Origin of the sequence: Actinoplanes sp. URMC 104 (assembly GCF_051386375.1) — a bacterium.
Lineage (GTDB): Bacteria > Actinomycetota > Actinomycetes > Mycobacteriales > Micromonosporaceae > Actinoplanes.
The window spans coordinates 2532750-2558021 of record NZ_JBPQTO010000011.1 but is presented as its reverse complement, the minus strand read 5'-3'; the positions used below and the strand labels follow the sequence as shown (position 1 = coordinate 2558021).

The window sequence follows — 25272 nt, the reverse complement described above, 5'->3', positions numbered from 1 at the left end:
CGAGGCTGGGCCGGGGCCCACCTGCACGGTGCGGTGCGTCCGCGCCGACGGGCCGCGGGCCGCGGCCGTCCACCGGGCCGCTGGTGCTGACCGGCCGCAATCGACAGGCGGCGACTGACCGGCCGCCACTGACGGGGCGCGACTGACGGGCCCGCGCTCGACCGGCCGCCCCGACGGGGCGCGACTGACGGGCCCGCGCTCGACCGGCCGCCCCGACGGGGCGCGACTGACGGGCCCGCGCTCGACCGGCCGCCCCGACGGGGCGCGACTGACGGGCCCGCGCTCGACCGGCCGCCCCGACGGGGCGCGACTGACGGGCCCGCGCTCGACCGGCCGGCCCCCCGGACGGGGCGCGACTGACAGGTCGCTCGACCGGCCGCTCGGCCGGCCGGCCAGCCACTGACAGTCCGCCATAGCCGACAGACTCCGTTGACCAGCCGCCGGCGAAGCAGCGACGCGGTGGAAAAGGCGGCCGCCCCGGGCGGCGCCGAACGGAGGCCGCCGGCTCACTCGGTCGGGTGAGCCGCCCGAAAGCGTCCGGCGCGTCCCGGCCCGCAGGCGGGGCGGACCGGAACGGTTGACCGGTGGACGACAGAAGACGGCTGATCCTGGACCAGGCCCTGGCGCTGGTCGACGAGCGCGGCCTCGCCGCCATGTCGATGCGGGCGGTGGCCGAGCGGGTCGGGCTCACGTCGATGGCGCTCTACCCGTACGTCGGTGGCAAGGACGCTCTGCTGGACGGGCTCGTCGACCTGCTCACGCTGGAGCTGGGTGGCGACGTGCCGGAGGGCGGCCCGGAGGACTGGCGGCACCGGCTGCGGGCGCTGGGCCGGGCCGTACGGGGGCTCGCCGCGCGCCATCCGGGGGCGTTTCCGCTGTTGCTGACCCGCGCCGCGTCGGGGGCGTCGGCCTCGTGGCTCACCGCGGCGCTGCGGGGGGTGCTGCACGACGCGGGGGTGCCGGACGAGAGCGTCGCGCGGCTGGCGCGCATGATCCTGGCGTTCCTGCTGGGCCACGCGACCGGCGAGGTCACCGGCGGGCTGCCGGCCGCGGCGGAACCGGAGGCGGAGTTCGAGGCGGACCTGGCGGACCTCGTCCGCCTCGTGGAGGTCGCCGTTCGGGTCGCGTGATCGGCGTTCCGCATCGGAGCGGCCGGTTCGCACCCTATAAAGGGCCTATGTCCGGCGAGAACGACACGGCCCTGCGCGAGTTCGTGACCAGTCGCCTGCCCCAGCTGCGCCGCTCGGCGTTCCTCATGTGCGGTGACTGGCAGATGGCCACCGACCTGACCCGGGCGACCCTGGCGCGGGTGGTGGCGGACAGCCGGCGCGGCGCGGTCGCCGACCCGGACGTGTACGCGTACGCCCACCTGATGGAGGCCTGCCGCCGCCGCAACCGCCGCCGCGAGCACGTCTTCGTGGCGTCGCCGGGGGCCGCGGGCGTGGACGCCGAGGCGATCCTGCTGCTGGACGCCCTGCACAAGCTGGCGCCGCGCTGCCGGGCGGTGCTGGTGCTGCGCTTCTGGGACGGCTTCGACGTGGGCGCCACCGGGGCGATGCTCGACCTGGACGACGAGCGGGTGTCCGCGTACGAGCGGGCGGGGCTCGCCGCCCTCGGCAAGCTGCTCAGCGACTCCGCGGCAGCGCTGGCCGGATGAGCGCCCCCCTGAGCCGGCTGCTCGAGCAGGTCATCGACGGCGAGCCGCCGCTGGGCGACGAGGTCGACGCGGTCTTCCGGCGGGCCGCCAAGCTGCGCCGCCGCCGCACCCAGGCCGTGCTGGCCGCGGGCGCCGCGACCGCGGCCGTGATCGTCGTGCTCGGGTACGTGCTGACCTCGAACCTGCTCGCGCCGCGCCCGACGACCATGACGTCGCTGCCCGCCGCGACCGGCCCGGCCCCGTCCGCGCCCGCGACGCTGCCCAGCGCCGCTGCCAAGCCGGCGCCGACGGCTGCGGACGCGGTGCTCGAGGTGGTCGCGCCGCTGCTCGAGGGTCGCGAGCTGCGGGTGGCCCCCGGCGGAGCGGAGCGGGGCAACGGCTGGCGGGAGTACGCGGTCGCCGACGAGCAGGGACGGTCACGCGGCACGATCCGGGTGGGGGCCTTCGACGTACGCGAGGACTGGTGTTTCCCCGTGCGGGCGGACGCGGAGGCGTGTGCCCGGCCGGACCGCTCCGCCGGTCTGGAATGGGTCCGCTACGACGACGTGGAGGACCCGGACCGGCAGGTACGGCAGACCATCGCCAGGCGCCTCGACGACGGCCGCACGGTGGCCGTCATGGCCGCGGGGCAGCGCGACGCCGGAGCCGAGCGCGGTAAGCCGGCCCTTACCGGCGCGCAGGTGGAGCAGGTCGCCACCGACGAGCGCGTGTTCGACGCCTTCCGCGGCGACGAGGACTGCCGCAAGAAGTGCCCGAGCTTCCGTACGCCGGTGGAGGACTAGACGCGGCGGCGGATCACGAACGCGATGCCGGCCAGCCCGACCAGGATGACCATGAGGACCGCGCCGTTGAGCAGGAACAGCTGGCGCATCTGGCCCATGACCTGGTCGACGCCGGGCGACGCCTCGGCCTCGAGCTCGATGTTCTCGCCGATGCCACCGCCGATGCCGCCGCCCACCACGTCCGGCTTGGCCTTGAGCGGCACGCCGCTGACCCGCAGCGTCTCGGGCATCGTCAGCCGGCCGTAGAACCAGCCCTCGGTCACCTTGCGGCCGTTCGGCTGCTTGGCGGTGCGGTGCGCCCGCGGGCCGCCCGCCGCCATCGGGAACAGCTCGTAGCTCTGCAGCGCCGACTTGTTCGCCAGCACGGTCACGGTGTATTTGACGCCCAGCTTGTCGGCCTTGAGCGCGGAGGTCTGCGAGCGGGCCGAGGCCATCCAGTTGACCTCGCTGAGCAGCGTCGAGAACAGCCGCGAGCTGTCGGTCTGCTTGATGACGAGCTTGTCGTCGATGCCCTTGCCGGTGATCTGGATGACGGTGGGCTTGGTCGCCGGCTTGGGTGCCGGCGCGGCCTGCGCGGCGCCGGGCGCGAGCCCGACCGCCACCGCGGCAGTGACCGCGAGCACCCCGGCCGCCGCAACCAAGCGTGTGATCGCCCCTCGAACCATCGTCCGGCCTCCCCGCCCCGTGGTGGACATGGCTTCGCGCACCGTTGATCGCACCGCGGTGGCACGACCGAGGTCTTCAGCCTTCCCGAACTGACGCCCGGGCGCATCTCGAGCCGGGACGAATTGGTGCCATCCGCCAGGATGACGCGCGACGACTTCGGCCGTTGATCAGCGGCCGAATAGTACCTACCGCGCGCAACCTGGTGGGGGCCCGGTCACCCGCTCAGCGGATTTCGCCACCGTTACGACGGCGGACGTATGGCCGACCGGGCCCCGAATGTGATAAAGAGGGACCAACGGGTCAGAGGCGCGCCCGCGCGGCGCGCAGCCGGCTCAGCGTGCGCTCGCGACCGAGCACCTCGATCGACTCGAACAGCGGCAGGCCCACCGAGCGGCCGGTGACGGCCACCCGTACGGGAGCCTGGGTCTTGCCGAGCTTGAGCTCGCGGGCCAGGCCCACCTGCTCGAGCGCGGCCTTGAGCGGCTCGGCCGCCCACTCGCCGAGCGCCTCGAACGCGGCGGCGGTGGCGTCGAGGATGTCCGCGGCGCCCTCCTTCATGGCCTTGGCCCAGGCCGCCTCGTCGTAGGCGGGCTCGTCGAGGAAGAAGAAGTCGACGTACTCCACGATCTCGCTCAGCACCGCGATGCGGGTCTGCGCGAGCGGCGCGACGGCGGTGAACACGTCGACGTCGAACGCCGACGAGTCCCACGGCGGGGCCGGGATCGTGTCGGTGCCGCTCAGCCACGGCGTGCAGAGCTGGATGAACTCCTCGACCGACAGCGCGCGGATGTAGTCGCCGTTGAACGCCCGCAGCTTCTTGACGTCGAAGAACGCCGGCGCGTGGTTGACCTCCTCGAGGCGGTACTCGTCCTCGACGACCTGCCACGGCACGATCTCGCGGTCGCCGCTGGGCGCCCAGCCCAGCAGCATCAGGTAGTTCTTCATCGCCGCGGCCAGGTAGCCCTCGTCGCGGTAGCCCTCCAGCGCCACCTTGTCGCGGCGCTTGGACAGCTTCTGCCGCTTCTCGTTGACGATGACCGGCACGTGCCCCCACACCGGCGGGGTGTGGCCCAGCGCCTCCCACAGCAGCTGCTGCTTGGGCGTGTTGGGCAGGTGCTCCTCGGCCCGGATCACGTGGGTGATGCCCATGGTCATGTCGTCGACGACGTTGGCCAGCAGGAACAGCGGCGAGCCGTCGCTGCGGGCGATGACGAAGTCCTCGAGCAGCTTGTTCTCGAAGGTCGGCTTGCCGCGGACCAGGTCCTCCACCACGGTCTCGCCCTCGTCGGGCGTGCGGAAGCGCAGCGCGCGGCCTTCGCCCGGCCCGAGCGCCCGGTCGCGGCAGAAGCCGTCGTAGCCGGTGTGCTGGTTGCCGGTGCGGGCGATCACGTCCTCGCGCTTGCAGTCGCAGTAGTACGCCTTGCCCTCGCCGTAGAGCCGGGTGGCGGCGGCGATGTGGTCCTGCGCGTACGCCGACTGGAAGTACGGACCCTCGTACGAGCCCCGCTCGATGCCGATCCAGTCGAGGGCCGAGATGATGCCCTCGGTCCACTCGGGACGGTTCCGGGCGGCGTCGGTGTCCTCGATCCGGAGCACGAAGACGCCGTCGTGCTGCTTGGCGTAAATCCAGTTCTGCAGGGCCGAGCGGGCGCTGCCGACGTGGAACATGCCGGTCGGGGAAGGGGCGAAGCGTACGCGAACAGTCACCCGCCCAGGGTACCTAGGCCACCGAGCGGATTTTCACCACCGCCACGGCGCCCAGGAGGGTGACCAGTCCGGTGAGCCCGAACAGCGCCGGGTAGCCGCCCAGGTGGGTCACGATCGGGGCGGCGAGCAGCGGGCCGAGGGCCTGCGGGGCAGCGCTGGCGATGTTGATGACGCCGAGGTCCTTGGCGCGGTCGGACTCCGACGGCAGCACCTGGGTGATCAGCGCGGTGTCGACCGCCAGGTAGACCCCGTAGCCGGCGCCGAACAGCAGCGACGCGACCATCGAGACCGGCCACGTGGGCCAGATCGCCAGCAGCGTCGCGGCGATCGTGATGAGCACGCCGGACCAGATGACGAAGATCTTGCGGCGGCCGATCCGGTCGGAGAGCCAGCCGCCGATCATGGCCGTGGCGATCATGCCCACCGTGTAGAGCAGGATCATGTAGAGCAGGCCGGTGTCGGGGTCGTCGAGCTTCACCGCGTCGGACAGGAAGTAGAGCAGGTACAGCGTGCCCAGCGCGTTGCCCAGCTGCACCAGGAAGCGGGTGCCCCACGCCCAGAGGAAGTCGGGGTGCCCGCGCAGATCGGTCTTCCAGCGGATCCGCACCCGGCGGCCCGGCGGGAGCGGGTCGTCCTGGGTGAGCAGCGCGAACGGGGTGACCAGCACGACCAGCCCGAGGCCCAGCGCGAGGTAGCCCGGCCCGATGTCGGTGAACACCGCCGTGACCAGGATGGCGCCCATCACCAGCCCGAGCGCCTGCGGCATGCCGATCCAGCCGGAGACCAGGCCGCGCTGCGACACCGGCACCCGGTCGGGCACCGCCGCGGTCAGCGAGGCGAGCATCGTGTTGATGCCGACGGTGACGAAGCACCAGGCCAGCGTCACGGTCAGCAGGTTGGGCGCTTCGGCGAGCACGGCGATCGAGAGCACCGCGAGCACGCACCCGCCCAGCGTCCACACGTGCCGCCGGCCGTACGGGCGCCCGAACATCTGGAGCCGGGTGCGGTCGGACAGCGCCCCGGCCAGCGGATTGACGACGATGGCGACGATCGCGCCGATGCCCGTCACGACGCCGAGCCAGAGCTCCTTGTGCTGCGGGGCGATCTCGGCGACCTGCTCGGGCAGCAGCACCTGGATCGGCGTGAAGTACGCCATCCAGAGGCCCAGGTTCGCCGCGAACAGCAGTCCGATCCAGGAGCGGCGGACCGGCTCGACGGGCGCGGCCAGGACCGGAACTCCGGAAGCGACGGCCATCCGGCCTCCTCGAAGGTGAAATTTCCTCGGAGATTAGAGGACGACGGACAGGCCTGGGAAGCCTCGGGGCCACCCAACTCGGCAGCTTACGGAAGACGGGGACGCCCGGTCCAGACCCTCTGTTGCTTGACCGGTGCTCAGCGTAACGATAATTTACCGATCGGCTAATTAGCCGACCGGTAAAACGAGGAGCGTGCGGCGTGGGCAGGATCGTGGCAGTGGAGTACGTGACGCTCGACGGCGTCTTCGAGGAGCCCGCGTGGAGCGGCCCCTACTTCAACGACGAACTGGGCAGCTGGCAGGACCAGAACCTCCGCGAGGCCGACGCGCTGCTGCTCGGCCGCAAGACGTACGAGGGCTTCAAGGCGGCCTGGCCGAAGATGGAGGCCGCGACCGGCGACTTCGGCGTGAAGATGAACGCGATGCCCAAGCACGTCGCCACCACCACGCTCACCGAGCCGGAGTGGAACGCGACCTTCTTGCGGGGCGAGGTGGCCGACGCGGTGCGCGAGCTCAAGGCGGGCCCCGCGAGCCTGCTCATCAACGGCAGCGCGAGCCTGGTCAACCACCTGACCCGGCACAACCTGATCGACGAGTACCGCATCATGGTCTATCCGGTCGTGGTCGGCGAGGGCCGCAGGCTCTGGGACGAGGGCACCAGGATCGCGCTGACCCTGGCCGGCACGTGGCAGACGAAGACCGGCGTCGACGTCGTGACGTACCTCCCGGCCTGACCTTGCCCGCGGACAGCGACGAGCTGAGCGTCGTCTTCTCCGCGCTCGCCGACCCGACGCGCCGGGCCATCCTGGCCCGGCTGGCCGAGGGGCCGGCCACCGTCAACGAGATCGCCGAGCCGTTCGCGATGACCCTCCCGGCCGTCTCCAAGCACCTCAAGGTGCTGGAGCGCGCCGGGCTCGTCTCGCGCGAGCGCCGGGCGCAGTGGCGGCCGTGCCGGCTCGAGGCCGGGCCGCTGCGCGCGGCCACCGAGTTCCTGAGCCGCTACCGGTTCTTCTGGGAGGGCTCATAGCGGCAGCGCCGGACCCCCTGAGGGATCCGGCGCTGTCCGGGCGGTGCGGGCGAGCGTCAGCTGTCGCCGCCGGTCTCGCCGACCGGGGCGGCGCTGACGTCGTCGATCGCGTACTTCTTCGCAGCCTCGGCCGGCACGTGCCCCGGCACCTTGCCGCTGAGCGCCAGCCGGCGCAGCGTCGCGACGACCACCGACTCGGCGTCCACGTGGAAGTGGCGCCGCAGCGCGTGCCGGGTGTCGCTCATGCCGAACCCGTCGGTGCCCAGCGAGGTGTAGTCGTTCGGCACCCAGCGCGAGATCAGGTCGGGTACGGCCCGCATCCAGTCGCTGACCGCCACGACCGGGCCCTCGGTGCCCTCCAGCTTCTGCTGGATGTAGGGCTTGCGGGGCTGGTCGCCGACGTGCAGCAGGTTGTGCTCCTCGGCCTCGACCGCGTCGCGGCGCAGCTCGGTCCACGAGGTGACCGACCAGACGTCGGCGGCGACGCCCCAGTCCTGCGCCAGCAGCGTCTGCGCCTTCATGGCCCACGCCATGCCGGTGCCCGACGCCAGCAGCTGCGCCTTCGGGCCGTCCACCTCCGGCGCCGCCGCGTACCGGTAGATGCCCTTGAGCAGGCCCTCCCGGTCGAGGTCGGCGGGCTCGGCGGGCTGCGCGGCCGGCTCGTTGTAGACGGTGAGGTAGTAGAAGACGTTCTCCTGCTTCTCGCCGTACATGCGGTGCAGGCCGTCCTCGACGATGTGCGCGATCTCGAACGCGTACGCCGGGTCGTAGGCCACGACGGCCGGGTTCGTCGCCGCGATCAGCAGCGAGTGCCCGTCCTCGTGCTGCAGGCCCTCGCCGTTGAGCGTGGTGCGCCCGGCGGTCGCGCCCAGCAGGAAGCCGCGGGTCATCTGGTCGGCCGCCGCCCACAGCTCGTCGGCCGTGCGCTGGAACCCGAACATCGAGTAGAAGATGTAGAGCGGGATCATCGGCTCGTCGTGGGTGGCGTACGACGTGCCGGCGGCGATGAAGCTCGCGGTCGACCCGGCCTCGTTGATCCCCTCGTGCAGGATCTGGCCGTTGGTCGCCTCCTTGTACGACAGGAACAGCTCGCGGTCGACCGACGTGTAGGTCTGGCCGTGCGGCGAGTAGATCTTCTTGGTCGGGAACAGCGAGTCCATGCCGAACGTGCGGGCCTCGTCCGGGATGATCGGCACCCAGCGCGCGCCGAACTCCTTGTCCTTCATGAGGTCCTTGAGCAGCCGGACGAACGCCATCGTGGTGGCGACCTTCTGCTTGCCGCTGCCGCGCTTGACGTCGCCGAACGCCTTCGAGTCCGGGATCTGCAGCACCTTGCCCTTGGTGCGCCGGCTCGGGATGGAGCCGCCCAGCTCGCGGCGGCGCTCGAGCATGTACTGCATCTCGTCGGACTTCTCGCCGGGGTGGTAGTACGGCGGGAGGTACGGGTTCTCCTCGAGCTGCTTGTCGCTGATGTCGAGGTAGAGCCGGTCGCGGAAGCCCTTGAGGTCGTCCAGCGTCAGCTTCTTCATCTGGTGGGTCGCGTTGCGGGCCTCGAAGTGCGAGCCCAGCGTCCAGCCCTTGATCGTCTTGGCGAGGATCACGGTCGGCTGGCCGGTGTGCTCCATGGCCGCCTTGTACGCCGCGTACAGCTTCTTGTAGTCGTGACCGCCGCGCTTGAGGTTCCAGACCTCGTCGTCGGACATGTGCTCGACGAGCTTGCGGGTGCGCGGGTCCCGGCCGAAGAAGTTCTCCCGGACGTACGCCCCGGACTCGCCCTTGTAGGTCTGGTAATCGCCGTCGGGCGTGACGTTCATGAGGTTGACCAGCGCGCCGTCGGTGTCCGCGGCCAGCAGCGGGTCCCACTCGCGGCCCCAGACGACCTTGATGACGTTCCAGCCAGCGCCGCGGAAGAACGCCTCGAGCTCCTGGATGACCTTGCCGTTGCCGCGCACCGGGCCGTCGAGCCGCTGCAGGTTGCAGTTGATGACGAAGGTGAGGTTGTCGAGCTCCTCGCGGGCGGCCAGGCCGATCGCGCCGAGCGACTCGACCTCGTCCATCTCGCCGTCGCCCAGGAACGCCCAGACGTGCTGCTGGCTGGTGTCCTTGATGCCGCGGTTGTGCAGGTAGCGGTTGTAGCGCGCCTGGTAGATCGCGTTCAGCGGGCCCAGGCCCATGCTGACCGTCGGGAACTCCCAGAAGTTCGGCATCAGACGCGGGTGCGGGTACGACGGCAGGCCGCCGCCCGGGTGCGACAGCTCCTGCCGGAAACCGTCGAGCTGGTCGGTGGTGAGCCGGCCCTCGAGGTAGGCCCGCGCGTACATGCCCGGGGACGCGTGCCCCTGGTAGAAGATGTGGTCGCCGCCGCCCGGGTGGTCCTTGCCGCGGAAGAAGTGGTTCATGCCGACCTCGTAGAGGCTGGCGCTCGACGCGTACGTCGAGATGTGGCCGCCGACGCCGATCTCGGGCCGCTGCGCGCGGTGCACCAGCATGGCCGCGTTCCACCGGATGTAGGCGCGGATGCGCCGCTCCACGAACTCGTCGCCGGGGAACCAGGGCTCCTGCTCGGGCGGGATCGTGTTGATGTAGTCGGTGGAGGTCAGGGGCGGGACGCCGACCTGTCGCTCCCGGGCCCGCTCGAGCAGGCGCAACATAACGTAGCGGGCTCTCTTGGCGCCGCGTTCGTCGATGACTCCGTCGAGCGACTCGACCCACTCGTTCGTTTCCTCGGGGTCGATGTCCGGAAGCTGGCTCGGCAGGCCGTCGCTGATCACCGGGCGCTTGCGCTCCGTGGCCACAGGCATTCCTCTTGGTCGGTGTCGGACCGGGCGGCCCATTGTGTGAGTCGCTCGGATATGGCTCCATCCTGCCCCTTCGCCGTGTGCATCGTCACGCCTACCGTCCGGGTTGGCGATCCGTGCCACACGTACTGAGCAGTAACTTGTTGGTGTCCTCAGCCGGGCAGAAAGCTGAACCGTACCTGGCGCTCCGGGTTGTCGCCGTTGCTGTCCACCAGGCAGATCGACTGCCAGGTGCCGAGGGCGATCCGGCCGCCGACGACGGGCAGCGACGCGTACGGCGGGATCCAGGCCGGCAGGACGTGGTCGCGTCCGTGCCCCTTCGAGCCGTGCCGGTGCCGCCACCGGTCCTCGGCGGGCAGGAGCTGGTCGATCGCGGCCAGCAGGTCGTCGTCCGAGCCCGCGCCGGTCTCGATGATCGCCAGGCCGGCCGTCGCGTGCGGCACGAAGACGTGCAGCAGCCCGTCCCCTTCGGACTCGACGAACCGCTCCGCCTCGCGCGTGATGTCCCGCACCACGGGCCGCGAGCCGGTCCGGACCGTGATCACTTCGGTACGCATGATCCGAGTCTGCCAGGTGGCCTCGTCCCGGCATGGCGGGGCTCGCCTCGGTGGGCAATGCTGGTCGGGTGACCACCCCGCAGAACCTCGACGAGCGCTTCAGGGACGCGGTCTCCTCGCTGCCGCCCCCGGGCGCCCGTCGCGCGCCTGGTGACCCCGTACGGGACGGCTCCTCGCTCACCGGCGAGCGGGCCCTCGAGCTGTTCGACGCCCAGCTGGCCAGCCGCCACCTCGACCTGGCGGCCCGCTGGCTGCGCAGCTTCAACGAGGGCTTCTACACCATCGGATCGTCCGGCCACGAGGGGAACGCGGCCGTGGCCGCCGCGCTGCTGCCCACCGACCCCGCGCTGCTGCACTACCGGTCCGCGGCGTTCTTCTGCGCCCGCGCCAAGAGCCTGCCCGACGCCGCCCGCGACGTGCTGCGCGGCGTGGTCGCCTCGGCCCGCGAGCCGATCGCCGGCGGCCGCCACAAGGTGTTCGGCAGCGCCGAGGCGAACATCGTCCCGACCACCTCCACGGTGGCCTCGCACCTGCCCCGGGCGGTCGGGCTGGCCTTCTCGCTGGCACGGCCGCACCCGGGCGCCCGGTGGCCGCGGGACGCCGTCGCGGTGGCCTCCTTCGGCGACGCCTCGGCCAACCACGCGGCGGCCACGGCGGCGCTCAACGCGGCGGGCTGGTTCGAGCACAGCGGCGTACCGCTGCCGTTGCTCCTGATCTGCGAGGACAACGGGCTGGGCATCAGCGTGCCCACGCCCGGCGGGTGGCTGGAGGCGATGCTGGGCTCGCGTCCCGGCCTGCACTACAGCGCGGCCGACGGGTGCGACCTCGCCGCCACCTACGACGCCGCCACCGAGGCCGTCGGCTACGTGCGCCGCGAGCGCCGGCCGGCCGTGCTGCACCTGTCCACCGTGCGGCTCATGGGGCACGCCGGCGCGGACGCCGAGGTCGCCTACCGCTCCGCCGACGAGATCGCCCGCGACCTGGCCCGCGACCCGCTCGTCGGCACGGCCCGGCTGCTGGTCGAGGCCGGGCTGCTCGGGGCCGAGGAGGTCGTCGGCCGCTACGACGAGGTCGGCTGGCAGGTCCGCAAGGTGGCCGAGGAGGTGCTCGGCGAGCCCAAGCTGGCGAACGTGGCCGAGATCGTCGCGCCGCTCGCGCCGCGCCGGCCGCTGCGCGCCGCCCACGCGATCACCGACGTGGCCTCCCGGGCGCTCGGCCCCGGCGCCGCGGCCCGCTCCCGAGCGTTCGGCGGCAAGCTGCCCGAGCAGTCCGGGCCGCTCACGCTCGCCCAGACCATCAACGCGACGCTTACCGACGCGCTGGCCTACCACCCCGGCGTGCTGGTCTTCGGCGAGGACGTGGGCCGCAAGGGCGGCGTCTACGGCGTCACCAAGCACCTCCAGGAGCGCTTCGGCGATCAGCGGGTCTTCGACACCCTGCTCGACGAGACGAGCATCCTCGGGCTCGCGCTGGGCGCCGGGCTCGACGGGCTGCTGCCGGTGCCCGAGATCCAGTACCTCGCCTACCTGCACAACGCCGAGGACCAGCTGCGGGGCGAGGCGGCCACGCTGTCGTTCTTCTCCTCGGGGGCCTACAAGAACCCCATGGTCGTGCGGGTGGCCGGGCTCGCCTACCAGCAGGCGTTCGGCGGTCACTTCCACAACGACAACTCGGTGGCCGTGCTGCGCGACATCCCCGGCCTGGTGCTGGCCGTGCCCAGCCGCCCCGGCGACGCCGCCCCCATGCTGCGCTCCTGCCTGGCCTCCGCGGCCGCCGACGGCAGCGTCTGCGTGTTCCTCGAGCCGATCGCGCTCTACCACACCCGCGACCTCTACGAGCAGGGCGACAACGAGTGGCTGGCCCCGTACGCCGGGCCGGGCGCGTGGGCGACCGAGCACGTGCCGATCGGCCGCGCCCGCACCTATCCGCTCGGCAACGCCGCCGACCTGACGATCATCACGTACGGCAACGGGCTGCGGATGTCGCTGCGCGTCGCCGCCCGGCTCGCCGAGCAGGGGTACGGATCCCGCGTGGTGGACCTGCGCTGGCTCTCGCCGCTGCCGGTGAACGATCTCGTCCGCGAGGCCGCCGCCACCGGCCGCGTGCTCATCGTGGACGAGACCCGGCGCTCCGGCGGCGTCGGCGAGGGCGTGCTCGCGGCCCTGGTGGACGGCGGTTTCGTGGGCGCGGCGCGGCGGATCGCGTCGGCCGATTCGCTGATTCCGCTGGGTCCGGCAGCACAGCATGTGCTCGTGGGGGAGGATGCCATCACACAGGGTGCCCACGCCCTGCTGGCACGGTAAATTGCCACACACTCGGTGCGCCACTTGCGCTTGAGGGCCCTGAGTGTGTGGACTACCCCCAGGTTTTCAAGGTGTTTCGACGGCTAGGAGGACTTAGACAGTGAGCGCGACCGCTGGTCAGGCCGACGGCGTACGCAGCCTGGCGGACCGGTTCGGCTTCGAGCCGAACATGGTGGTCATGGAGATGGGCTTCGACGACGACGTCGACGAGGACCTCCGTGACGCCCTGACCGAACGCGTCGGCGAGTTGGTCGACGAGGACACCGACGAGGTCGTCGACGCGGTGCTGTTGTGGTACCGCGACGGTGACGGTGATCTGTTCGAGATTCTCACCGACGCCCTGGGCCCCCTCGCCGACAACGGCGTGGTGTGGCTGCTGACCCCCAAGGCCGGCCGGGACGGCCACGTCGAACCGAGCGAGATCAGCGAGTCCGCCCCCACGGCGGGCCTGCAGCAGACCTCGACGGTGAACGCGGGCAAGGACTGGACCGGCGCCCGGCTGGTCTCCCCCAGGGGCGCCAAGAAGAAGTAGCTCACTGTCTCCCCGCTGCTGACCGGCGTCCCGTTCCTCGGGCGCCGGCCCGGTTAGGGTTGTCCCCATGCCGCTCGCCGTCGGTGCCTCCGCGCCCGATTTCGCCCTCAAAGACCAGAACAACCAGCCCGTACGCCTGGCCGACTTCCGCGGCCGCAAGGCGGTGCTGCTGGTCTTCTACCCCTTCACCTTCACCGGCACCTGCCGGGGCGAGCTCACCGAGATCCGGGACAACCTGCCCGACTACCAGAACGACGCCGTGCAGGTGCTGGCGGTCAGCGTCGACTCCGTCTACAGCCACAAGGTGTGGGCCGTGCAGGAGGGCTTCGACTTCCCGCTGCTGGCCGACTTCTGGCCGCACGGGGCGGTCGCCCAGGCGTACGGCGTCTTCCACGACCAGGGCGGCATGGCCAACCGCGGCACGTTCCTCATCGACCGCGACGGCGTCATCCGCTTCGCCGAGATGATCGGCCCCGGCGAGTCCCGCGACCAGAAGGCCTGGCGCACGGCCCTGGCCGACCTGCCCGCCTGACGCCGGGTACGATGACCACTCCGGCCGTACGCCGTGCCGGGCGCGTAGCTCAGTGGGAGAGCACTCGCCTTACAAGCGAGGGGTCGTAGGTTCGAAACCTACCGCGCCCACCATCCTGACCAGCGGTAACGGGTCGTCTACGCAGCTCGAGACGGACGCTCGGGTCACCGGTTCGATTGAAGCGCTGGACGCCGGCCGGTCACTGCCTCTGCGAAATCCAGCCAGCGCGGAGCTGCAGCCGCACGCTGCGCTGCTGCTTCTGCAGCTGCTCGCGCAGCGCAGTTCGGGAGAACAGCGTCCACCGAGGATGTCGTCGTCGGTGACCTGCTTTCCGGGTCAGCGGTGGGCGATCTCGCCGGCCAGTTCGAGGCCGACGGGGCCGGCGCCGAGCAGCAGCACCCGTTCGGCACCGTCCAGGGCTTGGCGGGTGGTCGCCGGCAGTTACTACAGCGCACCGCTTCGCCGCACGACCGCCGCGCCGTCCTCATCGGCCTGACGACGGTCGGCGCGCAGGTTGCCGACCACTTCTCGCAGGAAGTGACGCGGAGGCCGCTCGACATCGCCGGGCCTCTGTCGGGGCAGGAGCGGGCTCTGTTCGACGAATTCGCCGCCCGCGGCGATCGGCTCGACCCGGCCGGGGATCAGAACTGGGCGAGGAGGGCTTCGAGGTTGCGTTCGCCCTCGCGGGTCTGCATGCCGGCGGCGAGCAGCTTGTGCGCGAGCGCGGCGGCGTCTGCGCTGAACAGCGGGGTGAGCATCTCGTTCTCGACGGCGAGCTTTTCCCGGGTGATCGGGATGGCGGCGGCGTTGACGGAGGTCTTGACCGCGGCGATGATTTCCGGGCGGAGGGCGCCGATGCGCCGGGCCAGGGAGTCGACGAAGGCGTCGATCTCGTCCGCCGGCAGGGCGCGGTTGACCAGTCCGTACCGTTCGGCGAGTTCGGCGTCGACGAGCTGCGCGCCGAGAAGCAGTTCCAGGGCTCGGGCGCGCCCGATCAGCGATGTCATGTACTGGGTGCCGCCCCCGCCGGCCATGATGCCCAGCAGTACCTCGGGCTGGGACTGGCCTGCTTGGCCGATCGCGGCGAACCGCATGTCGAGGGCCATCAGGAACTCGTTGCCGCCGCCGCGGACCAGGCCGGTGAGCTTGCCGATCGTGATCTGCGGAAGTGAGCGCACCTCCTCGTGCACGACCTGCATGAGGTTGAGCTCCGGCGGGAACTCGGCGCCGGGGTTGGCGGCCATGGTGGCGGCGCCCGCGGCGGCCAGCACGTCCGGATCGGTGACGAAGCGCATGTCGCCATGGGTGATGAAGAAGTCCGGGTCGGCGCTGTCGAACACGATGACCCGCACGTCGGCGTCGTCGCGCACCTGGGCGACGAAGCGGCGCAGAGACGGCAGCAGGGTGCCGTCGGACAGGTTCAGCGGCGGGTTGTCGAGGGTCACGGTGGCGACGCCGTCGGCAACGGCGACGTGGAGGCCGGGGAGTTCATACGTCATTGTGACGCTCCTTTGCATATCTGGAACTGAGTATCACGTTAGGTTCTCAAGCGCAGAGCTGCAAGTGGGCTTCGTCTCCGTATCCTGGGCGCATGACAGGCCTGAGTACTCGCGCCATCGGGCGCGCCGCGGTGCGGGGCGAGCTGGCGAGCATCGCTCTGCCCCGCTTCTACGAAGCCGGGTTCGACAACGTCACCTTCGACGACCTGGCGACCGCGGCCGGCGTCTCCCGGAGTACCTTCCTGCGGTACTTCGGGAACAAGGAAGATGTCGTCCTGTTCGTGTTCGACCCTCTGGGCGACGCCATGTCCGCCGCCCTGGCATCCCGCCCCGCCAACGAGGACGAATGGACGGCGCTGCGGCGGGCCGTCGACCCGGCTGTCGCACTACTCACCCGCGACCCGGGCGAAGGCCTGGCGCTGCTGCGCCTGGTGTGGAACACGCCGGCACTCTGGGGGCGACTGCACGAGAAGCAAGCGAGCTGGCGGCCCGCGCTGGCCGACCGCCTGGCCGATCGTTCCGGCGCCGACGCCCCGTCACCCCTGGCACTGCGCACCCGTGCCATGGCGGCGCTGGGATGCCTGATGGTTGCCTTCGACAGCTGGGTCGACAACAACGGGCGCGACAATCTTGGCGCCCTGACCGATCTCACGTTCGCAGCCCTGGCCCCGATCCACCCGGGTGCCCAGGATGACGACCGCCCCCATGGTGAGAGCTCGGCCTGAAAACCTTTACCGACCGGGTTCGGATTAAGGGCTCACACCGCCCGGATCCGTACGAGCCAGGCGCATCCTGTCCTCTGTCACGTCCGTGCCGTTGCCTGTGGCTTTGGCGGCCTCAGGCGAAGACCGCCGAGTGATCCATGACGAATTGGCGAAAGGTCCCTGCCGGCCGCCCGAGGATCGAGGGCACGTCGTCGGTCACCCAGTCGGAATCGCCTCGGGCGAAGAGGCTGACGGCCTGGGTGTTCATCTGCGCTATGTGTGCCGGGAGGCCGGCGTCGATCATGTCCTGTTTCTGTTCCTCGAAGCTGAGAGGGCGGTAGTCGATCGTTCTGCCGAGTGCTTTGGACAGTTCCTCGGCTGCCTCCGCGTAGGTGAGGCCGGCCGGTCCGCTCGGCCAGTAGGTCTTGCCGGTATGTGATGCGGGGGAGGCGGCGATCTCGGCGGCGACGGCAGCGACGTCGCGGCTGTCGATCATGCCGATGCGCCCGTCTCCGGCGGCGGAGCCGAAACTGCTGGTCTTCCTGATGGCGGGAGCCAGCATCAGGAAATTCTGCATGTACGCGTTGTTCCTCAGGAGGGTGTGCCCAAGCCCGGAAGCGATCAGCCTGTCCTCGATCGCGGCCTGATCCCGCCGACGGGCGATGGGTGAGTCCGCCGACGCCTTGCTGGTGACCTTCACGATGTGGGAAACGCCGGCGCGGACGGCACTGTCGATGACGTCGATCTCGTGAGCCGGATCGGCCGGGCTGACAAGGATGACACCGGAGACGCCCTGCATCGCTGCATCGATGGTCTCGCGAGCGTTCAGGTCGCCGAGGACGAGCTCCACTCCGGGCTGCGTCGACGCCGTCGCCTTCTGCGGGTTGCGGACCAGGAGGCGTACCGGCTCCATGCGCCGGGCAAGCAATCGAGCCGCTTCCGCCCCGACTTTGCCGGCTGTCGTAACGAGGATCATGCCAGCGCCGCCAGGATCTGCTCGGCCTCAGCACTCGTGCGCAGCAGAACCTCGCGGTTCGCTTCACCCGGCATGTTCGAGAGTGCGACCGCCACGGCGCCGATCTGGTCGGCGCTGACCCAGGTCGGTTCGCCCGGCACCACGCGGGTGCGTACCGGGCCGAGCACGAACGCGTGGACTCGCCGGCTGTCGCCGGCCTCCGCGGCGAGAACTTTCTGCATCATCAGGACCGCGGCTTGCTCCATGCTGACGAGCCCGCTACCGGGCACGGGGTAAAACGCGGACTCGCCCACGACGATGGCGTACGAGCCGTGCCCGCTCAGTCGCGGCATGACGGCACGAGCGATCGCCATGTGGGTCGTTGCCAGTCCGGCGAAAGCGGTGTTCCAGTCGGCTTCGCCGATCTCCCAGAGCTGCTTACCGGCCCACCAGCCGCCGATGGGCGCCACCACGTCGTCGATGCCACCGAGCCGGTCCTGCATGGTGGCGGCGAGCGACTCCGCCCCATCGAACGTCGAATAGTCGTGGGCGATCAGGTGCAGATGGTCGGTCGCCGCGTCTCCGAGCAGTTGGCGGAATTCGTCCGCACGCTGCTCGGTACGGGTCGGAACGACTACGTCGGCGCCGGCTGCCAGATATGCCCGTACCGCGCCCTCGCCTACCGCGCCGCTACCGCCGGGGATGAGTACTCGTCGAGTTGCCTTCGGCATCACAAACTCCTTGGTCGGACCAACGTTGTTGGAACCAACGTATCACGCACTGTTGGTCCCGCCAACAGATCGTTAAGATGAGCTCATGACCGACCACGGAGCCGACGTCGGGGCACCAGCCCTGCTCCGCAACCTGGCAAGCTGGCAGACGGGGCGCGTCTCAACACTCGGGGCCCGCTTCACCGCCACCCGCATGCCGCTGGAGGCACGATCCGATTTCGCGGTCCTCGCCGCCCTGCAGGAGTACGGCAACCTCAGTCAAGCCGAGATAGGTCGCCGGCTGGGACTGGACCGCAACAACGTCAACGCCATCGTGACGCGCCTCGAAGATCACGGGCACATCGAACGACGAACCGATCCGGCAGACCGCCGCCGCAACATCGTCGCCGCCACCGAGGCAGGGCTGCAGCGTCTCCAAGAACTGCACTCGCTCGCCCTGGACGTACAGAACCGCCTGCTCGCCGCACTTGACCCGGACGAACGGCAACAGCTGACGATGCTGCTCGAGAAGATCCTTACCAGCCACCCGGCGCAGCCGGCCTGACCTCGACCAGACCATCACTGTGCGGCCCCCGGCTCACAGCGCACGACGCGGCCACAGTGGCCGCTCGAGCCGAGGAAGTGCGACCCGCTGCAGATCCACTCGCGCTAGCTGCGGAAGTAGGTTGCGAGGCAGTGCCTCGACGCCGACGTGTCGCAAAGGCCGATGGCAGAGCCCCTTGAGGTGTCCCAGCTAGTCGCTTTCCTGCCTCCGACGAGTCGTCCCACACCACCGGCGGGGAACCTGTGCTCGACGGCGAACAGGCCGCCGGCTGACCCCGCCGGCGTCACACCGCCGCGGCGGTCTCGTCCGGCATCGCAGACATGACCGGTGACAGCAGCGCCGTCAAGGCGCCGACGCCGAAGGCCGGCCACAACGAGCCGAGCCGGTCGCCTGCGACGACGTCGGTGATCCCGTCCGACAGCAGCGAGCCGCCGGTCACGGGCCTCCGCCTCCGCAGCCGCCTGCGCCGCAGCCGCCGGACGCGCAGCCGCCGGTCATGGTGCCGCCGGCCGACAGGTCGCCGCCGGGTGGGCCGTAGCGGCCGCGGCGCAGCGATCTGCCGGTCCCCTTCAGGTGGTGCAGGCAGAGCGCGCCGGGCAACTCGTAGCAGGTGCCGCGGCCGCCGCAGTCGGCCAGGTAGCGGTAGCCGCCGGGGATGCTCAGCTGCTGGTCGACGAGGAACAGCAGGGGCAACGTCGTGGGGCCGCACTGCTCGTCCTGCTGGGCCAGACGCAACGTCTCGGCCAGGTGGCCGGGGGACGCGTCGGGCGGTCCGCCGGAAGCGGCGCCCGACCCTCCGGTGAGCACGACGGCCGCGGGGGCGGGGAAGGGGCGCCCGAAGGCGCCGGTGCAGAACGTGTCGTACTCGCCGGTCTGCCGGGCCAGCTCCTGCCACAGGGCGCCGGCTATCAGCGAGGGCATGGTCAGCTTGGCCCGCGGGTGGCGGACCGCCAGACGGAACCACTGGCGGGTGGCGGCCTCGACGCGGTCGAGGTCGGCGGCGGTCAGCGTGCCGTACGTCGTGGCGACCCGGTGGCGCGCGGCTGCGGGAAAGCGGTAGGCGTCTATCACGGCCAAGCGCCGTGGGATGCGCTTGTTCCAGTTCATGGTGTGAGCCTGCGAGCGGCCGACGACAAGGGTCAACAGCCGAAGCGTTCGGGTCATGTCGGATCACGGACCGAAGGCGGATTCACCAGCGACTGTGCTGCCACTCTGGCGTCCTGCAAGCACCGGCCACGAGCCGGGAACTCCGCACCTGCATGGGCGGTCACGGGGATGTCCGAGATTCAGCCGGATCTTTACCGGCGCTGGTTCCGGTCCTTCGAGGAGGACACCGACGAGCACGCCGTCTATCGGCCCGGCGGCTATCCGTTCCCGCCCAGCCGCAGGGCGCGGCCCAGCCTCGAGTTCCGGCCCGGGGGTGGCTACGTCGAGTACGCGGCGGGGCCGGCCGACCGGGCGGTGCCGCAGCAGGGCAGCTGGGAGCTCGCCGAGGGCGACGCCCTTCGCGTGCAGGCGGGAGCCGGCAGCCGGTTGCTGCACATCGTCGCGCACGACGACCAGGTGCTGAAGATCCGGAAGTGACACACGACCGCCGGACAAACGGCGGGCACGACCCGCAGCGGGCACGACCCGCAGCGGGCACGACCCGCAGCGGGCACGACCCGCAGCGGGCACGACCAGGAGCGTGCACGACAGGCGGGCGCGATCGGCGGGGCGCGACCGGCAAGGACAGAAACGACAAGGGCAGGAACGGCAACCACACGAGGGGATGAGGATCGATGGACACCGCCGACATCGTCGGGACACCGGCACGGCGCCGCTGCGGCACGGAGGACGTGCACCGCCGGCTGCTCAACGAAAGCCTCAACTACCGGCTGAACCGCGCGTCGATCGAGAACCTCGCCTTCGCCTTCGCCACCGGCGAGCAGCAGCCGACCCGCACCGAGGTGGTGCACATCCCGGTGGTCGTCCACATCGTCCACCAGAACGACGAGCAGAACGTCTCGGACGAGCAGATCGACACGCAGATCGCCGTGCTCAACGACGACTTCCGGGCCACGAACGCCGACGTCAAGCACGTGCCGCCGGTGTGGCAGGGACTGGTCGCCGACGCGCGTCTCGAGTTCCACCGGGCGACCGTCGACCCGGACGGCAACCCCACCACCGGCGTCACCCGGCGGCGGACGGACGTGCGCGCCTTCTCCGACGACGACGCGGTGAAGTTCACCGCCCGCGGCGGCGCGGACGCCTGGCCCGCCGACCGCTACCTCAACATCTGGGTGTGTCAGCTCTCCGGCGGGCTGCTCGGCTATGCGCAGTTCCCCGGCGGGCCGCCCTCGACCGACGGCGTGGTGATCACCTATACCGGTTTCGGCACGATCGGCACGGCGAAGGCGCCCTTCGACCGCGGGCGGACCACGACCCACGAGATCGGCCACTGGCTCAACCTGTTCCACATCGGCGGGGACGACGGGACGGGCTGCAGCGGCACCGATTTCGTCTCGGACACGCCCAACCAGGCGGGCCAGAACTTCGGCACGCCGGCCTTCCCGTCGATCACCTGCAACAACGGGCCGAACGGCGACATGTTCATGAACTACATGGACTACACCGACGACGTGGCGATGTTCATGTTCACCCACGGGCAGATCCTCCGGGTCGAGGCGTGCCTGGCGGGTCCGCGCCAGGGCCTGATGACGGCGGCCGGCCGCGCGCCGGCGACCAGCGCGCCGGCGGGCAACGAGGCCTGATCGGCGGGAGGGGCCGGGCGCACGGGAGGCGCCCGGCCCCGCGCCGTCTCAGCCGGTCGGCTCGGAAGCCGCCGGGGGAGCGGGATCGGCGGGCGGGCCGTCGGCGGGTGTGCCGCCCGGGGGCCGCCACCGGCCGCCGGGAGCGAGCTCGCCCAGGTATTCCAGGCGGGCGCGGATGCCGCCGTTGCTGCGCCCGAACTCGGCCATCAGGTCGCGCGGGCGCGCCCCGGCCCGGTAACGCGCGACGAGCAGCTCGTCGTCGGCCGGGCTCCAGCGGGCGCCCTGGTTGGGGTGGCGGTCGCGGCGGTCGGGAGGAGGACCGGCGGGCGCCGGGACCGGGGGCGGCTGGGTCATCGCGATGAGCCCGGCCAGGGTCGAGGTGAGCACGTCGGTGAGGGCGGGCAGGTCGGCCGGGGAGATGCCGCCGCTGATCTCGCTGACGACGTGGCCGTCGCCGTCGCTGCTCACGATGCAGAGCTCGATGCGGCGGTCGTCGGTGGGGAAGGCGGTGACCTGGTAGTCGATCTCGCCGAGGACGAGGCGACGGTCGAGGGTGATGGGGGACGACTGGAGGGCGGTGTCATTCATGGCGGTGACCTTAGGGCTACCCTCCGACAGTTTTCGGCGGCGCCGGGCGGGCGGCGGCAGGCAGCGCCAGGCGGCGATCAAGGGCGGCGCGGCCGGGGGATGGAGGCCGGCGGCAGGCAGTGATCAAGGGGGCGCGGCAGGGGTGATCAAGGGAGAGGCGATCAAGGCCGACGGCAGACAGTGATCGCAGGAGCGGGCAGGCGGCGATCAAGAGAAGGGCGGCGGGCGATCAAGGCCGGCGGCAGACAGTGATCAAAGGGGGGCGATCAAGAGGAGGGCGGCAGGGGGAGCCGGGTGAGGATCAGCGGAGGCGGGCGGCCAGGACGCGTACGCCCGGGCCGTCGAGCTCGCCCAGCACCGTGCGCCGGCCGGTCAGGGCCATCATCAGGGCCTCGGCCGGGCCCGAGAGCAGCGCGCCGGCGCCGTGCGACCAGCCCAGGTCGGTGGCCTCCAGGCGCAGCCCGGCCAGCCGCTTGCGGGGTGTGAAGCCGACCGCCCGCCCGCCGGTGAGGAAGTCCAGCGACAGGCGCACGTGATCGAGGGACAGCCCGTGCGGCAGCCCGAGCGGGCGCCGCATGTCCTGCCCGTGCACCTGCAGGTCGGTGAGCTGGCCGGGACGGCCGACGATCGGCGGCTCGAACGGGTTGGTGGTGTTGCGCCGCAGCGCGTCGGCCAGCGCGGCGGGGGGCTGCCGGGCGATCTCGACGGCGAGCAGCGCGTTGGCCCGGTGGATGCGCAGTCCACTGCGGAGCAGCGCCGAGACGGTCTGCCGGGCGGGTGCCGCGACCGCCGCCACCAGGTGCCCGGCGACCTGGCGCACGGTCCACGCGCCGCAGAGGCTGGGCGTGTCGAGCTGCGCGGGGCTCAGCGACTCGACCAGGTCGGCCACCCGGTGGCGCTCTCCGGCTATCGCGGCCCGCACGTCCAGCATGGAGGTCACCTTACGAGACCCGGGCGAGCCAGCTGCGGTAATGGGTGGCGAACGGCTCGTCGTCGCGGGTCAGCGCCGCGCGCACCTCGGCCGCGCCGCCGAGCGCGCCCTCGACGATCTCCGGCGGATAGCCCAGCGAGTGCCGGTGCTGCTCGAACTCGTCCTCGTCCTCCACCTCGACGCGCCGGTCGCGGCGGTAGCGCACCACGTCGATGTCGAGGTCGACCACGGTGATCTCGGCCGGCCCGGTCCACCGCGGCGGGGTGATCACGTCGCAGTACGCCTCGCGCAGGGCCGGCGCGGCCACGAACATCGCCATCCACCACTTGCCGGCGGGCAGCAGCCGTACGGCATCGGCTCCGGTGCGGCCCGTGCGGCGGCGTCCGTAGTGATAGCGGACGACGGTGCCGCGCGGGGTGGACAGCCAGGTGCCGTACTTGTCCTCGCCGAGCAGCCGGGCCGTCACCTGCCGGTGCGGCCGCCCGTCGTACTTGCGCAGCACCAGGTCGACCGCATCCACGCCGCGAGGCTACATCGATCCCCTTCGGGCGACGTGCCGGTGGGGGCCGGATCACAGGCGGCCCGTCGCTCGTTGGCAACGGCGGGAAAGGGGAGAACCGGTGAGGGTGGTCATCGACGGCCGGTTCGTGCTGGACGAGGCCGACCTGCACCGGCGCCTCGCGGGGGCGTTCGGCTACGGCCCGGCGTACCGGCCCGGTCTGTCGTCGTTGCGGGAGCGGCTGGCCGCCGGCGACCCGCGGCCGGTGGAGCTGATCTGGATCTCCGCCCCCTCCCTCCGGATGGCGCTGGGCCGCGCGGCGTTCGACGCCCTGGTCGCGGCGCTCGAGCGGATCGAGGCGGCCGACGCGGGCCGGACCTGGCACGACCGCTTCGTCTTCCGCGTCCTGGATTGAAACCGCCGGCACCCCGTTCGCACCCGGCGCTTGCTCAACCAGGCCGCGCGATCACCGATTCCTCCTGGTGCCGGCGGGAGATCCCGCCGGCGGGCGGGCCCCGGTCGGCATCCCCCCGGCGATCGGGCCCGCCCTGCCGAAGGCACCAGGAACGCACTGCGGAGGGCTCATGCCGGCGGAACTGCACATCGGCATGGACGCCGGCAAGACGGTCATGGCCCCGTACGCCCTGAAGCTGCGCACCGGCCGCGCCACCCGGCACCGCTCCGGCTCCGTCACCGAGGTCGTCCCGGTGGCGCCGAGCGGCGCGAGCCTGCCGGCCCGGCTGACCTCCACCGCCCGTCTGGCCCTCTCACTGATCTTCGTCTCCGCCGTCCTGTTCGCCGCCGGCGTGCCCTGGTGGCTGCCGTTCGGCGCCTCGGTCGCAACCGTTGCGACCGTCTGGCGCAGGCGGTCCCGGGCCGCGCAGGAGGCCTCCTTCGAGACGCCCACCGGCGAGGGCGCTCGCACGATCGTGGCACCCGAGGAAAGGGCGGTGCTGCGGCGTGCCGTCGGCGTCTCGCGTCGCATCCGGCGCACCTGGCCCGGGCTGCCCGACATGATCGACCCCGACCTGGCCGACCGCTCGCTGGCCCGCGCCCTCGAGGACCTGGGCGGGCTGCTCGAGCGCCGCCAGGAGCTGCGCCGCCTGCGGTCCGAGCTCGAGGGCGTACGCGACCAGGGCGTCCCGGCCGACAGCCCGGCCGTGCTGGCGCTGGCCGAGCAGCGTGACCGGGCCGGCGAGCTGTGGCGTGAGGCCGGCGCGCAGGTCAACCGGATCCTGCGCAGCCTGGACCGGACGGCGCTCGCCGGCGAGGCGTTCCTGCGGGAGCGGCAGATCGGCGAGACCGCGCGTCAGGCGGAGCTCGTGCTGACCGGCCTGGCCCACGGGCAGGGCGCCCCGGTGGCCGAGGCCGGCCCCGAGCTCGCCGACCGTACGGCCGCCGTGATCACTGCTTATCGGGAGCTGGCGGCAGCAGGTCAAAGTTGATCATCGCGCCCGCCGTGAGCCCGGCCGCGGCGGCGCTGATCACCTGGGACATGGGGTCGGCCACGTTGCCGGCCACCCAGACGCCGGGCACCTCGGTGCGCCCGCTCGGGTCGGTGGCGGGCACGTAGGTGCCGATGCCCATCGGGTGCTCGACGGCCTTGAGCCCCAGCTCGGCGAGGAAGCCGGCGCGCGCCTCGATCCGCGTGGTGACCACGAGGTAGTCCCGTTCCACCAGCGTGCCGTCGGTCATCCGTACGCCCTGGTCCACCACCTCGGCGATGTCGCCCACCGGCAGCAGCCGCACGTCGGGGCTCCACTGTCCCCACAGCCGCAGCTTGTCGGCGGTCATCTGCTCGCCGGGCGTGCCGATCACCCCGATGGCCCGGCCCCGCGCCTCGTAGCCGTGGCAATAGGGACAGTGCAGCACCGTGCGTCCCCAGCGCTCGGCCAGCCCCGGCACCTCGGGCAGCCGGTCGGTGACGCCCGCGGTCACCAGCAGCCGGCGCGACCGGTGCACGCTGCCGTCGGCGAGGGTCACCTCGAAGCCGGGCCGCGCCGAGACCACCTCGCCGTCGATCACCTCGCCGCCGTACCGCTGCACCTCGGCCCGGCCCGCGGCCCGGAACTCGGCGGGGCTCATCCCGTCGCGGGTCAGGAAGTTGTGGATGCCCTCCGCGGGCGCGTTCCGGCCCTCGCCGGAGTCGATCACCAGCACCGAGCGCAACGCCCGTCCCAGGGCCACCGCGCCGCTGAGCCCGGCCGGTCCGCCCCCGATCACCACCACGTCGTAAGTCATGCGCCCATGGT

28 protein-coding genes and 1 tRNA gene are annotated in these 25272 nt (G+C 71.7%); 15 read left to right on the top strand and 14 right to left on the bottom strand.

All coding sequences use genetic code 11. From position 1 onward, the window contains the following. Positions 1-584 precede the first annotated feature (584 nt). Genes ACSNN8_RS37675 through ACSNN8_RS37665 form a run of 3 tightly spaced genes read left to right on the top strand, consistent with a single transcriptional unit; the run spans position 585 to position 2439 of the window. Complete coding sequence (locus ACSNN8_RS37675) at positions 585-1130, top strand: TetR/AcrR family transcriptional regulator (protein ID WP_436654993.1); 546 nt, start codon at positions 585-587, stop codon at positions 1128-1130. A 47-nt stretch (positions 1131-1177) separates the two neighbouring features. Then, positions 1178-1657: a sigma factor-like helix-turn-helix DNA-binding protein gene (locus tag ACSNN8_RS37670; protein WP_436654991.1), complete on the top strand. Its 480-nt coding sequence runs from the start codon at positions 1178-1180 to the stop codon at positions 1655-1657. Next, on the top strand, positions 1654-2439 hold the full coding sequence (locus tag ACSNN8_RS37665; protein ID WP_436654989.1) for a hypothetical protein: 786 nt from the start codon (positions 1654-1656) through the stop codon (positions 2437-2439). The genes ACSNN8_RS37670 and ACSNN8_RS37665 overlap by 4 nt, the downstream gene beginning before the upstream one ends. Here the strand turns inward: ACSNN8_RS37665 and ACSNN8_RS37660 are convergent. The 3 genes from ACSNN8_RS37660 to ACSNN8_RS37650 form a co-directional block, all read right to left on the bottom strand. Then, a complete protein-coding gene (locus ACSNN8_RS37660; RefSeq protein ID WP_436654987.1) occupies positions 2436-3062 on the bottom strand; it encodes a hypothetical protein in 627 nt (208 codons plus the stop codon). The genes ACSNN8_RS37665 and ACSNN8_RS37660 overlap by 4 nt on opposite strands. 343 nt (positions 3063-3405) lie before the next feature. After that, positions 3406-4812, bottom strand: a complete 1407-nt coding sequence (gene gltX / locus ACSNN8_RS37655) for a glutamate--tRNA ligase (RefSeq protein WP_436654985.1) — start codon at positions 4810-4812, stop codon at positions 3406-3408. Positions 4813-4825: 13 nt separating this feature from the next. After that, positions 4826-6067, bottom strand: coding sequence for an MFS transporter (locus tag ACSNN8_RS37650; RefSeq protein WP_436654982.1), 1242 nt, complete (start codon positions 6065-6067; stop codon positions 4826-4828). A gap of 200 nt (positions 6068-6267) precedes the next feature. On the opposite strand from ACSNN8_RS37650, the gene ACSNN8_RS37645 reads away from it, so the two are divergent. Next, positions 6268-6801, top strand: a complete 534-nt coding sequence (locus ACSNN8_RS37645) for a dihydrofolate reductase family protein (protein WP_436654980.1) — start codon at positions 6268-6270, stop codon at positions 6799-6801. Between the two features lie 2 nt (positions 6802-6803). Then, the gene (locus ACSNN8_RS37640) at positions 6804-7094 is read left to right on the top strand and encodes an ArsR/SmtB family transcription factor (protein ID WP_436654978.1); all 291 of its coding nucleotides are present in this window, start codon (positions 6804-6806) and stop codon (positions 7092-7094) included. A gap of 56 nt (positions 7095-7150) precedes the next feature. Here the strand turns inward: ACSNN8_RS37640 and aceE are convergent, their stop codons facing one another. Both aceE and ACSNN8_RS37630 read right to left on the bottom strand, forming a co-directional pair. Then, on the bottom strand, positions 7151-9889 hold the full coding sequence (gene aceE, locus ACSNN8_RS37635) for a pyruvate dehydrogenase (acetyl-transferring), homodimeric type (RefSeq protein WP_436654976.1): 2739 nt from the start codon (positions 9887-9889) through the stop codon (positions 7151-7153). 155 nt (positions 9890-10044) lie between these two features. Beyond that, on the bottom strand, positions 10045-10449 hold the full coding sequence (locus tag ACSNN8_RS37630) for a YjbQ family protein (protein WP_436654974.1): 405 nt from the start codon (positions 10447-10449) through the stop codon (positions 10045-10047). A 32-nt stretch (positions 10450-10481) separates the two neighbouring features. Between ACSNN8_RS37630 and ACSNN8_RS37625 the strand changes: the two genes are divergently transcribed. From ACSNN8_RS37625 to ACSNN8_RS37610, 4 genes are all read left to right on the top strand, one after another. After that, a complete protein-coding gene (locus ACSNN8_RS37625) occupies positions 10482-12752 on the top strand; it encodes a thiamine pyrophosphate-dependent enzyme (protein WP_436654972.1) in 2271 nt (756 codons plus the stop codon). 100 nt (positions 12753-12852) lie between these two features. Next, positions 12853-13284: a DUF3052 domain-containing protein gene (locus tag ACSNN8_RS37620; protein WP_436654970.1), complete on the top strand. Its 432-nt coding sequence runs from the start codon at positions 12853-12855 to the stop codon at positions 13282-13284. 67 nt (positions 13285-13351) lie between these two features. Next, a complete protein-coding gene (locus ACSNN8_RS37615; protein ID WP_436654968.1) occupies positions 13352-13816 on the top strand; it encodes a peroxiredoxin in 465 nt (154 codons plus the stop codon). 38 nt (positions 13817-13854) lie between these two features. Next, positions 13855-13929: transfer RNA gene (locus tag ACSNN8_RS37610), tRNA-Val, on the top strand. A 528-nt stretch (positions 13930-14457) separates the two neighbouring features. Here the strand turns inward: ACSNN8_RS37610 and ACSNN8_RS37605 are convergent. Next, complete coding sequence (locus tag ACSNN8_RS37605) at positions 14458-15315, bottom strand: enoyl-CoA hydratase/isomerase family protein (protein ID WP_436654966.1); 858 nt, start codon at positions 15313-15315, stop codon at positions 14458-14460. A 92-nt stretch (positions 15316-15407) separates the two neighbouring features. On the opposite strand from ACSNN8_RS37605, the gene ACSNN8_RS37600 reads away from it, so the two are divergent. Continuing rightward, a complete protein-coding gene (locus tag ACSNN8_RS37600) occupies positions 15408-16040 on the top strand; it encodes a TetR family transcriptional regulator (protein ID WP_436654964.1) in 633 nt (210 codons plus the stop codon). Positions 16041-16152: 112 nt separating this feature from the next. Here ACSNN8_RS37600 and ACSNN8_RS37595 read toward each other — a convergent pair whose 3' ends face one another. Together ACSNN8_RS37595 and ACSNN8_RS37590 are read right to left on the bottom strand one after the other, a co-directional pair. Next, positions 16153-16995, bottom strand: coding sequence for an NmrA family NAD(P)-binding protein (locus ACSNN8_RS37595; protein ID WP_436654962.1), 843 nt, complete (start codon positions 16993-16995; stop codon positions 16153-16155). Next, complete coding sequence (locus ACSNN8_RS37590) at positions 16992-17705, bottom strand: SDR family NAD(P)-dependent oxidoreductase (protein ID WP_436654960.1); 714 nt, start codon at positions 17703-17705, stop codon at positions 16992-16994. The genes ACSNN8_RS37595 and ACSNN8_RS37590 overlap by 4 nt, the downstream gene beginning before the upstream one ends. 85 nt (positions 17706-17790) lie before the next feature. Here ACSNN8_RS37590 and ACSNN8_RS37585 point away from each other — a divergent pair, with 85 nt between their 5' ends. Further along, entirely contained in the window at positions 17791-18249 is a 459-nt protein-coding gene (locus tag ACSNN8_RS37585) for a MarR family winged helix-turn-helix transcriptional regulator (RefSeq protein WP_436654958.1), read from the top strand. A gap of 283 nt (positions 18250-18532) precedes the next feature. On the opposite strand, the gene ACSNN8_RS37580 is transcribed toward ACSNN8_RS37585, so the two are convergent. Further along, the gene (locus ACSNN8_RS37580) at positions 18533-18688 is read right to left on the bottom strand and encodes a hypothetical protein (protein WP_436654956.1); all 156 of its coding nucleotides are present in this window, start codon (positions 18686-18688) and stop codon (positions 18533-18535) included. Next, the gene (locus tag ACSNN8_RS37575; RefSeq protein ID WP_436654954.1) at positions 18685-19356 is read right to left on the bottom strand and encodes a hypothetical protein; all 672 of its coding nucleotides are present in this window, start codon (positions 19354-19356) and stop codon (positions 18685-18687) included. The genes ACSNN8_RS37580 and ACSNN8_RS37575 overlap by 4 nt, the downstream gene beginning before the upstream one ends. Before the next feature lie 168 nt (positions 19357-19524). Here ACSNN8_RS37575 and ACSNN8_RS37570 point away from each other — a divergent pair, with 168 nt between their 5' ends. Both ACSNN8_RS37570 and ACSNN8_RS37565 read left to right on the top strand, forming a co-directional pair. Continuing rightward, positions 19525-19833 carry a hypothetical protein gene (locus ACSNN8_RS37570; RefSeq protein ID WP_436654952.1) on the top strand — a complete coding sequence of 103 codons (309 nt, stop codon included), beginning with the start codon at positions 19525-19527 and terminating at the stop codon, positions 19831-19833. A 197-nt stretch (positions 19834-20030) separates the two neighbouring features. Further along, positions 20031-21002 carry a zinc metalloprotease gene (locus tag ACSNN8_RS37565; protein WP_436654950.1) on the top strand — a complete coding sequence of 324 codons (972 nt, stop codon included), beginning with the start codon at positions 20031-20033 and terminating at the stop codon, positions 21000-21002. Positions 21003-21050: 48 nt separating this feature from the next. Here the strand turns inward: ACSNN8_RS37565 and ACSNN8_RS37560 are convergent, their stop codons facing one another. From ACSNN8_RS37560 to ACSNN8_RS37550, 3 genes are all read right to left on the bottom strand, one after another. Then, complete coding sequence (locus tag ACSNN8_RS37560; RefSeq protein WP_436654948.1) at positions 21051-21590, bottom strand: hypothetical protein; 540 nt, start codon at positions 21588-21590, stop codon at positions 21051-21053. Positions 21591-21891: 301 nt separating this feature from the next. Then, positions 21892-22521, bottom strand: a complete 630-nt coding sequence (locus ACSNN8_RS37555; protein ID WP_436654946.1) for a maleylpyruvate isomerase family mycothiol-dependent enzyme — start codon at positions 22519-22521, stop codon at positions 21892-21894. Positions 22522-22531: 10 nt separating this feature from the next. Next, positions 22532-23041 carry a DUF402 domain-containing protein gene (locus ACSNN8_RS37550; RefSeq protein ID WP_436654944.1) on the bottom strand — a complete coding sequence of 170 codons (510 nt, stop codon included), beginning with the start codon at positions 23039-23041 and terminating at the stop codon, positions 22532-22534. 100 nt (positions 23042-23141) lie between these two features. Between ACSNN8_RS37550 and ACSNN8_RS37545 the strand changes: the two genes are divergently transcribed. Both ACSNN8_RS37545 and ACSNN8_RS37540 read left to right on the top strand, forming a co-directional pair. After that, positions 23142-23435, top strand: coding sequence for a barstar family protein (locus tag ACSNN8_RS37545; protein ID WP_436654942.1), 294 nt, complete (start codon positions 23142-23144; stop codon positions 23433-23435). Positions 23436-23604: 169 nt separating this feature from the next. Continuing rightward, positions 23605-24465 (top strand): hypothetical protein, encoded by an 861-nt coding sequence (locus tag ACSNN8_RS37540; RefSeq protein ID WP_436654940.1) that lies wholly within the window; start codon positions 23605-23607, stop codon positions 24463-24465. Here ACSNN8_RS37540 and ACSNN8_RS37535 read toward each other — a convergent pair. Then, positions 24425-25261: an NAD(P)/FAD-dependent oxidoreductase gene (locus ACSNN8_RS37535; RefSeq protein WP_436654938.1), complete on the bottom strand. Its 837-nt coding sequence runs from the start codon at positions 25259-25261 to the stop codon at positions 24425-24427. The genes ACSNN8_RS37540 and ACSNN8_RS37535 overlap by 41 nt on opposite strands. Positions 25262-25272: the final 11 nt, after the last annotated feature.

Coding starts and splice junctions, on each gene's coding strand:
- ACSNN8_RS37670 (WP_436654991.1), top strand. CDS start 1,178: ATGTCCGGCGAGAACGACACGGCCCTGCGCGAGTTCGTGACCAGTCGC.
- ACSNN8_RS37665 (WP_436654989.1), top strand. CDS start 1,654: ATGAGCGCCCCCCTGAGCCGGCTGCTCGAGCAGGTCATCGACGGCGAG.
- ACSNN8_RS37650 (WP_436654982.1), bottom strand. CDS start 6,067: ATGGCCGTCGCTTCCGGAGTTCCGGTCCTGGCCGCGCCCGTCGAGCCG.
- ACSNN8_RS37630 (WP_436654974.1), bottom strand. CDS start 10,449: ATGCGTACCGAAGTGATCACGGTCCGGACCGGCTCGCGGCCCGTGGTG.
- ACSNN8_RS37625 (WP_436654972.1), top strand. CDS start 10,482: ATGGCGGGGCTCGCCTCGGTGGGCAATGCTGGTCGGGTGACCACCCCG.
- ACSNN8_RS37615 (WP_436654968.1), top strand. CDS start 13,352: ATGCCGCTCGCCGTCGGTGCCTCCGCGCCCGATTTCGCCCTCAAAGAC.
- ACSNN8_RS37605 (WP_436654966.1), bottom strand. CDS start 15,315: ATGACGTATGAACTCCCCGGCCTCCACGTCGCCGTTGCCGACGGCGTC.
- ACSNN8_RS37600 (WP_436654964.1), top strand. CDS start 15,408: ATGACAGGCCTGAGTACTCGCGCCATCGGGCGCGCCGCGGTGCGGGGC.
- ACSNN8_RS37595 (WP_436654962.1), bottom strand. CDS start 16,995: ATGATCCTCGTTACGACAGCCGGCAAAGTCGGGGCGGAAGCGGCTCGA.
- ACSNN8_RS37590 (WP_436654960.1), bottom strand. CDS start 17,705: ATGCCGAAGGCAACTCGACGAGTACTCATCCCCGGCGGTAGCGGCGCG.
- ACSNN8_RS37585 (WP_436654958.1), top strand. CDS start 17,791: ATGACCGACCACGGAGCCGACGTCGGGGCACCAGCCCTGCTCCGCAAC.
- ACSNN8_RS37575 (WP_436654954.1), bottom strand. CDS start 19,356: ATGAACTGGAACAAGCGCATCCCACGGCGCTTGGCCGTGATAGACGCC.
- ACSNN8_RS37570 (WP_436654952.1), top strand. CDS start 19,525: ATGTCCGAGATTCAGCCGGATCTTTACCGGCGCTGGTTCCGGTCCTTC.
- ACSNN8_RS37565 (WP_436654950.1), top strand. CDS start 20,031: ATGGACACCGCCGACATCGTCGGGACACCGGCACGGCGCCGCTGCGGC.
- ACSNN8_RS37560 (WP_436654948.1), bottom strand. CDS start 21,590: ATGAATGACACCGCCCTCCAGTCGTCCCCCATCACCCTCGACCGTCGC.
- ACSNN8_RS37555 (WP_436654946.1), bottom strand. CDS start 22,521: ATGCTGGACGTGCGGGCCGCGATAGCCGGAGAGCGCCACCGGGTGGCC.
- ACSNN8_RS37540 (WP_436654940.1), top strand. CDS start 23,605: ATGCCGGCGGAACTGCACATCGGCATGGACGCCGGCAAGACGGTCATG.
- ACSNN8_RS37535 (WP_436654938.1), bottom strand. CDS start 25,261: ATGACTTACGACGTGGTGGTGATCGGGGGCGGACCGGCCGGGCTCAGC.